The organism is Bradyrhizobium retamae, from assembly GCF_001440415.1.
GTDB lineage: Bacteria > Pseudomonadota > Alphaproteobacteria > Rhizobiales > Xanthobacteraceae > Bradyrhizobium > Bradyrhizobium retamae.
In genome coordinates, this window is record NZ_LLYA01000194.1 from 17,550 (window position 1) to 28,478 (window position 10,929).

The 10,929-nt window shown below is 56.2% G+C and carries 11 protein-coding genes; 3 read left to right on the plus strand and 8 right to left on the minus strand.

All coding sequences use genetic code 11. The features are described 5' to 3' along the window. Nucleotides 1–13: 13 nt before the first annotated feature. From CQ13_RS33815 to CQ13_RS33845, 7 genes are all read right to left on the minus strand, one after another. On the minus strand, nucleotides 14–1,300 hold the full coding sequence (locus CQ13_RS33815) for an ABC transporter ATP-binding protein (protein WP_057847133.1): 1,287 nt from the start codon (nucleotides 1,298–1,300) through the stop codon (nucleotides 14–16). Then, a complete protein-coding gene (locus tag CQ13_RS33820) occupies nucleotides 1,290–2,144 on the minus strand; it encodes an ABC transporter permease (protein ID WP_057847134.1) in 855 nt (284 codons plus the stop codon). The genes CQ13_RS33815 and CQ13_RS33820 overlap by 11 nt, the downstream gene beginning before the upstream one ends. Before the next feature lie 26 nt (nucleotides 2,145–2,170). Next, on the minus strand, nucleotides 2,171–3,502 hold the full coding sequence (locus CQ13_RS33825; protein WP_082637800.1) for a glycosyltransferase: 1,332 nt from the start codon (nucleotides 3,500–3,502) through the stop codon (nucleotides 2,171–2,173). A 12-nt stretch (nucleotides 3,503–3,514) separates the two neighbouring features. Then, nucleotides 3,515–4,318, minus strand: a complete 804-nt coding sequence (locus tag CQ13_RS33830) for a class I SAM-dependent methyltransferase (RefSeq protein WP_057847136.1) — start codon at nucleotides 4,316–4,318, stop codon at nucleotides 3,515–3,517. After that, nucleotides 4,315–6,309, minus strand: a complete 1,995-nt coding sequence (asnB, locus tag CQ13_RS33835) for an asparagine synthase (glutamine-hydrolyzing) (protein ID WP_082637801.1) — start codon at nucleotides 6,307–6,309, stop codon at nucleotides 4,315–4,317. The genes CQ13_RS33830 and asnB overlap by 4 nt, the downstream gene beginning before the upstream one ends. A 373-nt stretch (nucleotides 6,310–6,682) precedes the next feature. Further along, the gene (nusG, locus tag CQ13_RS33840; protein ID WP_057847137.1) at nucleotides 6,683–7,198 is read right to left on the minus strand and encodes a transcription termination/antitermination protein NusG; all 516 of its coding nucleotides are present in this window, start codon (nucleotides 7,196–7,198) and stop codon (nucleotides 6,683–6,685) included. After that, complete coding sequence (locus CQ13_RS33845; protein ID WP_057847138.1) at nucleotides 7,195–7,836, minus strand: winged helix-turn-helix transcriptional regulator; 642 nt, start codon at nucleotides 7,834–7,836, stop codon at nucleotides 7,195–7,197. Before CQ13_RS33845 ends, nusG begins: the two co-directional genes overlap by 4 nt. A 557-nt stretch (nucleotides 7,837–8,393) precedes the next feature. Between CQ13_RS33845 and CQ13_RS46065 the strand changes: the two genes are divergently transcribed. The 3 genes from CQ13_RS46065 to CQ13_RS33860 all read left to right on the plus strand — a co-directional run bounded on the left by CQ13_RS46065 (nucleotide 8,394) and on the right by CQ13_RS33860 (nucleotide 10,596). Next, on the plus strand, nucleotides 8,394–8,693 hold the full coding sequence (locus CQ13_RS46065; protein ID WP_245309506.1) for a class I SAM-dependent methyltransferase: 300 nt from the start codon (nucleotides 8,394–8,396) through the stop codon (nucleotides 8,691–8,693). Beyond that, complete coding sequence (locus tag CQ13_RS46070; RefSeq protein WP_245309504.1) at nucleotides 8,648–9,016, plus strand: hypothetical protein; 369 nt, start codon at nucleotides 8,648–8,650, stop codon at nucleotides 9,014–9,016. The genes CQ13_RS46065 and CQ13_RS46070 overlap by 46 nt, the downstream gene beginning before the upstream one ends. A gap of 263 nt (nucleotides 9,017–9,279) precedes the next feature. Beyond that, a complete protein-coding gene (locus CQ13_RS33860; protein ID WP_057847140.1) occupies nucleotides 9,280–10,596 on the plus strand; it encodes an O-antigen ligase family protein in 1,317 nt (438 codons plus the stop codon). A gap of 32 nt (nucleotides 10,597–10,628) precedes the next feature. On the opposite strand, the gene CQ13_RS33865 is transcribed toward CQ13_RS33860, so the two are convergent. Continuing rightward, nucleotides 10,629–10,929: hypothetical protein (locus CQ13_RS33865; RefSeq protein ID WP_210183086.1), on the minus strand; the 301-nt coding region annotated here is incomplete at its 5' end.

Consider the following 10,929-nt stretch of genomic DNA (forward strand, 5'->3'; position numbering starts at 1 on the left):
GACTACGTCCACTTCAGTTATTTTCCATGGCAAGAATCTGCCGCGTGGTCCAAGTCGCCGGCTGCAAGATGTAACCTTGATTGGCGACAAAACGCGGTGGCCCCCAATCGACAGGACTGGTGATAGTGACGGTGATCGCGTCTGCAACACAATCCATTGATTGAAACTGGCCCATCGAAAATGAGCCAAAATCAACAATCAATCGATAGGTACCGGCGACAAGGTTAGCGCGCTCAATCGCACATTCAACAATTGTAGAACCTCTTGGCGCCTTATAATGCTGGTGGGTACTGTAAAGCGTCATGGCCCTCTCTCCAGTTTCACTGATGAAAAAGATCGTGAAATAGGGCTCTTGAACGTCGTGATTATCCAACTCAATCTTGATCGTCAGTCGATCACCAGACGTAAATTCGTTTGATGGCCGACCGTTGCGGTCAAACATGCTGATACGCCTCAGAATAACTCTATCAGTTCGGTCGAAACGAGGGGCTTTCGATAAATCGCGATCTGGGCCTTGGGGCTCGGCGAAATCCGAAATTTGCTGGATCTCGCGCAGATATGTCGCGGTGGCGCCCGCCGCATCGCCGCGATACGATATCTTGCCGCGGCGGAGAATGAAGCCAGTTTCACAAATTTGCTTCACCGCAGGAATATTGTGGGATACGAACAATATTGTGCGGCCGTCTCTCGCAGCTTTGGCAATATTCTTCTGGCTCTTCTCTCGGAACGCGGAATCGCCGACAGCCATGACCTCGTCGAGGATGAGGATGTCCGAACGCAACATCGACGCGACCGAATAGGCGAGCCGCACATACATGCCGCTCGAGTAGCGTTTGACCGGCATGTCGATGAACTCCTCGATGCCCGAGAAGTCCACGATCTCATCAAATTTGGCGCGGACTTCGCGCTGGCTAAGCCCCAGCATCGCGCCCGCGAAGAAGATGTTCTCGCGCCCGGTCATCTCGGGATGAAATCCCGTCCCGACCTCGAGCAATGAACCGATCCGGCCCCTGAGCCAGGCGCGACCTTCGGTCGGCGGCGTGATGCCCGAAAGGATCTTGAGCAAGGTGCTCTTGCCCGAACCGTTGCTGCCGAGAATTCCAAGGATTTCGCCGCGCTTCACCTCGAACGAGACATCCCTTAACGCCCAGAAGTAATCTTCCTCGCGCTGGCGCAACATCGGCAAGTATTCCTTTAGATGTGCCGCAAAGCGCGTACGCAAACCGCTGCCCTCGGTACGATGAGAGGCTACATAGCGCTTGCCGAGTCCTTCGACCCGAATGACAACATCACTGGACATCGACCACCCGCTTCTGGCCGCTCGCGAAAACAATCAGGCCCGTCAGGAGAGCAAGGATAACGGCACCGGTCGAGTATCCGAATGATGCTGTCAGAGTTACCGGCCGGTCGAGCAGCAGCCAGCGAAACAGCTCGATCGTCCAATACATCGGGTTCAACTGGTAATAAGGAAGCAGGGCCTGCGGCACCAGATCTGCCGGATAAAGCACCGGCGTCGCGTACATGCCGGCCTGCAAGGCAAGTCCGAGCAGGGGACGAATATCGCGGAACGGAACCATGACGCAAGCAAGCCACAGGCCCAAGGCGAGCGCGGCGACCGAAGCATAGGTCAGAATGATAGGGGCGAGCAGAAGCTTCAGCGTCGGCGGATAGCCGAATATCCAGGCGGTGATCACAAGGATAACGAAAACGACAGCGCTATCGAAAAACTCACGGATGACCCCGGAGACCGGAAGAAGCAGCCGCTGAAAGTAGACCTTCGAGATCAGCGCCATGTTGTCTGTAAGGCTGTTCGCAGCGGCCGTCGTGGCCTTGCTGAACAGCAGCCATGGCATGAGCCCCGCGAAAGCGAAGACGACGTAAGGATAGTTGCCGGTGTTGACCTTCAGTAACGTCCCAAAGACAGCCGTCATCATCAGCAGATACGCCAACGGCTCGAGCACGACCCAGAAAATGCCAAGCGCCATTTGCCGATATCGGACGAAAATCTGACGTTTGGTGAAAATCCAGACCAGTTCCCGCTGCTGCCACAGTTCGCTCAATCCGAGCGAGGTGCCTCCCGTGCCAGCCTCAACGAGGTGCTCCTCCGTCGAGCCAATAAACGAATTGTCGATGTCAGAATTCATGGCACTCATTCAGCGGCTACCAACGATCACGTCTTGTCGCCTACGGCAATTTCTCGCGGTTTGGCCTCGACATGGACGGACTCGGATAGTGAGGTCCTCGAGCGTACCGGCCAGGACGATCGGTACCGCCGGGCGATTTCCTCGGCCGGCAATGGAGGCTCCGCGAGCATCAAGTCATAGAGCCGTGCGTACGCATCGACGCACGCATCGAGAGTAAACCTGTTGCGCACACGGGTCGCGCCGCCGCTCGCGAGTCTTTCGGTTAAAGGCGCGTCTTGCATGAGCCTTAGAATCGCCTGTCCAAGGGCGACCGGGTCGCGCGGCGGCACCAAAAGCGCCTCCACGTTGTCTGTCGCTATGTCCGCAACGCCCCCAACCTTGGTGCTCACGACGGCGAGACCCGCTGCCATATATTCGAGCAGGCTGTTGGGCGAGCCCTCTTGGTGAGATGCCAGAATGCCGATGTCGCACGCCCGGAGCAAAGCCGGAATGTCCGAGACCGGCCCGAGCCACCTGATGTGGCGGCCGAGGCCCAGTTCGCCCGCTCTTTCTTCCAATGCCTTACCAGGCCCATCGTCACGACCGGCGACCAGCAACACCCAATCGCGGTCAATTCGACCGGCTATATTGCCGAGAGCCTCGATGAGGTCCGCGTGCCCCTTGTAAGGGATCAGATTAGCCACGATCACGAGCACAAGCGCATTCTGATCAAGCGCCATACGCTGGCGCATCTCGTGCCTTGGCGGTGCGGTGTCGAACGGAGCGGTATCCACGCCATTCTGAAGGAGAAGCGTGCGATCCGGCGGAGCACCTTCCTCGACCAATTGGGAAACCGGAGCCGACGCATTTGCCGTGAGAATTCGCATTCGACGGTGAAGGAACCGTTCGACTCGAGCCGCTGTCGGATGGCCGAGCTGGTAGTCGTTCAAGCTCCGCCTGCTCATGACTAGGTTCTGCTGCCTCGCGGTCAAGGCTGTTAATCCCCCAACGATATAGGCCGCCGGCAGATAGAAATGCACGAGTCGAGCGCTGTCACGGCGGAAAACGCGGACAAAATCGAACAGAGCTGCCGCATGGCTCGTCCAGTGCTCCGCTCGGGTAACGGCCGGAGTTTCTCTGCGATCGATGCACATGACATCGACGCCGGCGGCCCGAACCTGGCTTTCCAGCAGGCCACCTCGAAAGAAGGTCAAAATGCCGACGTCGTAACCCCGGGCTTTCAACCGCGGGTATACTGTTGCCAAGTGCCGTTCACATCCACCGACATTGAGGGAACCCACCAGCGCAAGCACATCCCAAGGCTTTCGATTCCGTCGTTTGGCAACGGAGTAAGGATGGTCGTCAGGGCGGCGCATCATGGGATCGGCTGTTTACGCCGTGCGCCTGAACAGAAACTCGGTGCAGGCTTCACCGGTCTTGATATTCACTTTTTCGAAACCACGCGCCGCGAGATAGCTGATCACGTCGGCATCGCGCGTAAATTCCATCGGCCAGCCGCCGAGCCAATCGCGGATATCGGCAAAGAAGCTCATGCCGCGGGTCAAACGGTGCCGCACAATTCGCACCAGAACATATGGAAACATCAACGGGTTCCGCCCCATGACAAATCTCCAAATGTACCACCACTCCATAAGCCATCGCCGGCGTTTTGAGGCTTCGTTGTATTTCCGCTTAACATCCAACCAGAACTGTGGATCGGTTTGAACGTCCTCTGAATAGAGCGCGATATAGAACAAGCCGTCGCTAGCCACTGTTTTTGACGCATTTTCGATCGCGTGCCACACCCTGCCGGTGTGGTGAAGCACGCCCCACGAATAGACGAAATTCCACTTGCCGAGCGACGCAATATATTCGTCGTTGAGGACATCTCCTTGCTCGGCCGTCCAGTTTTTCGGCTCGCCGGCTTTCTGCCGCATGATGTTGGTCGCACTGACCGAATCCTCATCGTAGTCAAAGCCGTGAATCCTCCCGGCGCCCGCCCGATACGCCGCCAGGGAATGGATGCCGCTGCCGCAGCCGATATCAAGAAAATTTAAGCCATTGAGGTTGTCCCGTCCGACAAAAGCCAGAATATGACGCTTGGCAATGTCCACCCGCTCGTCGTTTGCGCTAGTCTTGACGAAGCGTGTCCAGTTCTTTCCAAATTCGTAGCGGTCCGCCGACGAAGACGTCATGACAATGTCCTCAATTCAAGGGAGGCCAAACGTTTTCCTCCAGTGTGCGCTACCGATGCACCGCACCACCGACGATGCCAAGCCTGAAACATGAGAATGTTCCACATGAGATAATAGCGCCGGTCATCCCCGCTCAGGAATTCGGTCCAGAGCGAGCGAACTGCCTCAACATCGAAAATCCCGTCGGCATTCAGGCCGGCTTTGTTCATCAAATCTTCGGCCCATTCTCGCAACGGACCGCGCAGCCAATCTGCGAGCGGAACCCCAAAGCCCATTTTTGGTCGCTCGACCAGATGATCGGGCACATAGCGTGAAAGGACACGTCGGAGCAAATGTTTAGGGCGTCCGGCACGCGCATTCTGCGACGACGGCAGCCTCCAGACCCATTCAACCAGGCGGTGGTCGAGCAGCGGAACGCGCACTTCAAGGGCAACCGCCATGGAAGCGCGATCAACCTTGGTCAGAATGTCATCGGGCAAATAGGTGCACATATCGAGATAGCGCATCCGGTCCACCGGATCCGGCATGAGGCCCTTGAGGTTTTGATCCCAGCAGGCCGCCCGCACCTCTTGGGACCCTTTGAGGAGTTCGATCGGATTCTGGTGATGGGAGACGAGTTGGTAGTACACCGAATCGATCGACGGCACCGAGAGGGTTTGCGCTAACCGATGAGCCTTGTGACCGACCTGCGGTACCCGCCGAAGGTACGGAATATAGCGCGCTATTCCGTCATAAACGCGAGGCGGCACGACACGAATGCTCGAGGACGCCAGGCGCCGGAAGGCAAGCGGCGTTTTCGCGCTCGGGCGCCAAACGGTCTCCGCCCACTGATACCGGTTATATCCGGAGAACAATTCGTCGCCACCATCTCCTGAGAGCGCCACCGTGACGCGGTTCCGCGTCAGGGCGGAGACGATATGCGTTGGCACTTGGGAGGAGTCGGCGAACGGCTCGTCGTACATCTCGGCCAAATTCGGCACCACATCGAGAGCTTCAGCGCCACTGACGGGAAATGTCGTATGCTCCGTCCCGAGATGCTTGGCGACAGCTTCGGCATGTTTCGATTCGTCGAATGCTGCGTTCTCGAAGCTGATGGTGAACGTCTTGACCGGTTTCGGAGACGCTCTTTGCATCAGCGCGACGACCATCGACGAGTCGTAACCGCCAGACAGAAAGGCGCCAACCGGAACATCAGCGACCATACGTCGCGACACAACGTCGTGCAGCAGTTCGTCCAGCTCATCGACCAGTTCCTCTTCGTCGACTCGAAGCGGATTGCGCCGACCTTGCGAAACAACACCGGCGAGATCCCAGTAGGCGCCTATCTCAGGGCCGCCAGCCTCTCCGATTTTGACGAGCCCCGCGGGCGGCAATTTGTAGACATCCTGATAAATTGTGAACGGACCCGGCACATAGTTGTGCCGAAGAAAAGCGGCGATGGCTCCGCGACAGAGACTGGGCCTCCACCCGGGATCAGCACGCAGCGCTTTCAATTCTGATCCAAACAAAACTAGTCCATCACAGATCGCCCAATAGAGCGGCTTTTCGCCCATTCGATCACGGGCAAGAAAAAGCTGACGCTCCCTGACATCCCATACTGCGATTGCGAACATCCCGTTCAAGCGAGAGATGGTCGAGTTGACGCCCCATTGAGCGCAGCCTTCGACGATAACTTCCGTATCTGAATGCCCGCGGAAACGAACTCCGCGATCTTCCAATTCAGACCTCAGTTCTCGGAAGTTATAAATCTCGCCGTTAAAGGTGATTGTATATCGACCATTGGATGACATCATGGGTTGATGTCCCATTGGGGACACGTCGATAATTGCAAGGCGACGCTGCCCAAACGCAATGCGGGCTTCCCGGCTCAACCAAACCCCACTGTCGTCTGGGCCGCGGTGACTCAGGGTTTCCGTCATTGCAGCTACACGCGTTTCCAAATCTCGTACTTTGCAACCATTACGGTCCCAAAGACCTACAATTCCGCACATGCTTGAAAGAAGATCCCTAATGCGAGGGCGCCAACAACGGCTAGGCAGGCTACAGCACTCCGCGTGACTCGCCTGTCACACGGATCGCTTACTTATCGGAGCTAAGACGAGCCGATGGCAGGCGCGGCTCGCAAGCGAGGCCGCTTACGCAGCGACAACTAGGTCCGCGTCAAGCAGCACGCGAACCCTGCGGTCGAGCATATCCAGCGGAATTGAAATCCAATCGCGGTCCGCCATTCCGTTGAACAGCCCGGCAAGCCACCATGAGCGCGACGACGTTTTTTCCAAGCTACCGCAGTCCGGGTGACTCGGGACCACCAGACCAGCGTATCAAATTCGCGAGGGGTCTACCCCCCACACGCGTCAGACTGCCTCAGGCAGCCACAACCATATCGGCCTCGATCGAGACACGAACTTTTCGCCCCAACAGGTCGAGCAAGATCGCGACACGATCGCGGTCAGCCAACCCGTCGAACAATCCCAGATTTTCGGCGAAGACTCCTGCCAACACGCGCACCTTCTGTCCGAGCGCAAGCTTTGGGAGTTGATCAAGTTTAATGTAACCGCTTTCGTCTTCGCGAGATTTCAGCGTGCTAAGCACTTCTTGTGACACCGGCGCAGGATCGGGACCGTTGCATACAAGGCGCGAGACGCCAAATGTTGATTGAACGGACCGCCACCTCTGAGTCCCCAAGTCGATCCGCACGAATAGATAACGCGGGAACAAGGGCGCGGCGACTTTCTCGACCTTACGAGCGTGGCTTCGGCGCTTTAGGTATCGAGGCAAGTATATCTCAAAGCCTTGGCGCACCAGATTACGCGCCGCTTTCGCCTCGGCGTTTACCTGCGTCTGAACGGCATACCACGTATCAATGTTGACTATGTTCATTGCACGGAATCCCGACGCCCAGAAGCACTCAAACCTAGCAAGCCGGGAGCGAACACACGACCGGGTCCGTAAAGCCGCACGGCTTCATCGAACGCTTGACGTGCGTTGACTACATCGGTGATGACCACGGCGTCAAACGGTTCTATCAAGCTGTCGCAGTGAGCAACAACTTGCTTTCCGACAAAGAGCATCTCATTGGCGCTTTGATCGACAATGGCGACGATCGAGACCCCGCAGTCAACAGCCGACAGGATGGCAATCTCGGCCAAATCCGACTTTCCGCAGAGCACGAGGTTTTGGAACTTCTGTTCCCTAGCCAGCTGAAAGACTCGTGTGCAGTCAGCTTTGGCCTGTCTGAAAAATGAAAACGAAGACGAAAGGTATTCCACCGTTAGGCGCGACTTTTCAGCGAAGCCTTGCGGTGTCAGGTAATAGGCGTAGCGGCGCGCCGGCGCCTGGCTGACTTTGACGAGACCTTTTTTGATGCATCGTTTGAGGTAGGCGTTAACGAGGCCTAGTGCGATTCCAAGTTCCTCCGCGATGCGGCGTTGCGATTGAGCGCCATCATCGACAGAATTGAGCAAATTGAGGACGATCCTCTCGTCCTCACCGCTCTGGTTTAACAACGCACGATCCATGGAAATTCCCCGCTGGCCGCGGTAATAGCGCGTTCATGGCGTGAACGTCAAGTCGACTGTTCACAGTATGAACAACCTAAGCAATTGATAATGCTAGCAAATAATCCCTGGCGCAATTTCAAACAAGCAAATCGAAGTCCCACGCCCCGGTCTCGTCGATGAATTCGCCCCATTTCTAAATCTCGTCGCGCCTCGAATCTTGCCCACTTTGGCTCAAGGCTGTACGCCAAAACAAACATCAAAATGCAAACTACGTAGCCCACCACGCGAGTTCCGACACGAATTCAATCGTGCAAAAACCCACTCGAATGGTCATGCCCGCTTTGAAGCGGCCCGAAATGGGCATTCGATGAATGACGTGACAAAAAAACATCGATTTGGATGTCGCGGCCGGATTCGGTCATGAGTGGTCGACCTTCCGACAGGGTGAAAACGACTTTTCGCCAGCGGACCGCGAGGCTATCTTCCGGTCCTACTTCCATATCTTCCCGTAGAGCGAGTTGCCGCCTGATCCGGTTGGCATCGACGTGGGTTGCGGCAGCGGGCACTGGTCGGCGATGGTCGCTCAAAAGGTCGGTCATCTTCATCTCCTCGACGCCCTCGTCGTCGCGCGGCAGAACCTCGCCCATGCCTCCAACGTCAGCTTTCATCTCGGAAGCGTCGGCGATATGCCGGTTGACGATAACTCCCTCGATTTCACGTTCTCGCATCAGGTGCCGGATACAAGAGCAGCCATCCGCGCTATCGCAACCAAGCTGAAGGTTGGCGCGCCGTTTTTGGCTTACCTTTGTTACGCGCTCGACAACCGTTCATGGCGGTATCGCGCGATTTGGCGTTTCAGCAAACTCTTCCGATGATCATTTCGCCGTTGCCGCCAAGATTACGGCTCGTGATTAGCCAGATCATCGCGGTTGTTATCTATTGGCTCTTGGCGCGTTTCGCAGCGCTGGTTGAGCGCGCCGGGTTTTCTCCTGCTGCCATTTCGCTCGAGCCCTATCGCAATCGAAACTTCTACGTGATGCGCACCGACGCCTACGACTGGTTCTGTACCAGGCGTGAGCAGCCGTTCACGCGAGGGCAGATCGAGCAGATGCTGGCTGACGCAGGGTTTGACGAGACTCGCCTTTCAAACAAAGCGCCCCCTATTGGCGTGCCGTCGGTAAAAAACCCTAAAACGTAGACTCGCAAGGCCATTCTGTGAATTCTTTGTCACGAGCACGATCATAGATAATCCGAAACCATTGCCGTTGACTCTGATATCAGAGCTGAAGCTCGTCTCTGGCCCGGTGGCGCCGCTTTACAGCGGCGGCGCTGAACCTCTTAGTCCCATTCTCGAAGGAAAAATCGATCTATTCATCGACCTCTCAATCCGGCATAAGCCCGACAATCAGGGATCATTGGACGCAGGAGCCTTCGATTTGTTCGGCGAACAGATAGAGCAACATGCAGGTTAGATACAACGCGCAAACCATCGCGAGATGGACATCGGTCGCAGTTACGGTGGCGGTCCTCGCGAAGACCTTCGTGCCGTTCTATCTTATAGGCTCGACAGCGATTTTTGCGGCTTCGGTCGCAGCCGGGCTTGTTTTAGTTGCCCTGAGTTGGCGCCCGATCTTCGTCAGTGCCCGCCATGTTCGTGGCGCTCTGATCGTGGTCGCCCTATTCTATGCGGTCATCGTCGTCAGCTTCCTAGTGTATTCCCGCGCTGCAGTGCCGGCGACGCACCTTTTGGGCATACTAATCATCCATGGGATCATTCTGATTTTTGGCTTTTCAGCAGCGCGTGCGCCGAAGATGGTCCTGCTGGTGCTTTTGGGCATGGCGACAATCTATGTGGCGGTGCTGGCCCTGCATGCACTGCGGTTCGGCGGCGTCACAACTGGCATCAATATCGACGACATCTTCGGAATCGGCGTTCCAGCAATTTACATTACCTTCCATCAGAATATCGGCTTCGTGCTCGGCGTCGGCATACTTGCAGCACTAGGATTGGCATCGAATCGCATCATGCAGACCCTCGCAAAGAGTGCACTGCCGATCGTGCTGCTGTTCCTGTTTCATATCGCCGCCCGGACGGCATTGGTCGCGCTGGCGACCACTCTCGTCTTCCTGAGTTTTACAACGCTTTGGGCGTATTCGAGGAAAGTGGCGTTGCTAACTGCCGCGGCTGTCGTCGTGGCTGGGACGATCGCACTAGGGGTGCTTTCCCAGCACGCGCCAAACCAAATTGCCGTGGACGCAACGGCGCCAGACGCGGTCTCTCGGACCATCCGAGAGCTCCAGGATCCCAATCCCGGATTCCGTTTGCCGATCTGGAAACATACTTGGCGCCGCATCGTGAGCGAACCGAATCGGCTACTATTCGGGCGAGGCGTAGGAATGTACCCCGTCGATGCGGGATTCGGTTCCCCGGATTGGCTCCTTCATCCTACAGAAGGGTCTAAGCATTATCCGCATAACGTGGGTCTGGAGTTACTTTACGAATCAGGAATTGTTGGGCTGCTACTGTTCAGCATGCTAACGGCTTGGCCGATCATTACGTCGTTGCGCCGCTGGTCTGCATTATCTCCCGCGGAAAGATCCGCGGTCGCCATATATATTTTTGTCTTAGTAAGCTCGCAAATTTCTGGCGCATTCGCCTATACGTACATACTCCAGTTTTTCCTTGCCTTGACTATTGGAATTATTGCGCTGAAACGAATTACAGAAGTCACACCGAAGCGACTAATCGTCGCCTCGTCGCAATCCATCTTTACCTAAGAGCCACTGAGCATTGAAGCGATCACACGTAATCAAGGATCGATTTCGACCTTTGTCACTTCGAAGCCCCAATCTCCATAAGAGCCGGGGTCGTGATTAATACGCACATAGAAGCGCTTAGTCGCTAAAGCAACGTTGGGAGCCGATATGGTGGCGTAGCCGAACACCTTATAGTCGCGATCGTCAGCTGCAAGATCGATGTCGAACTTATTGGACGCACAGCTTTCAAAACTGACCCGGCCTTTACCCTTCAAATGCGCGCGCACAGCATTTTGAGCTGAGAGCCGGCTCCGCAAATTTGAACATGTCGATAAGTGGAGTTTCTGCCTGACA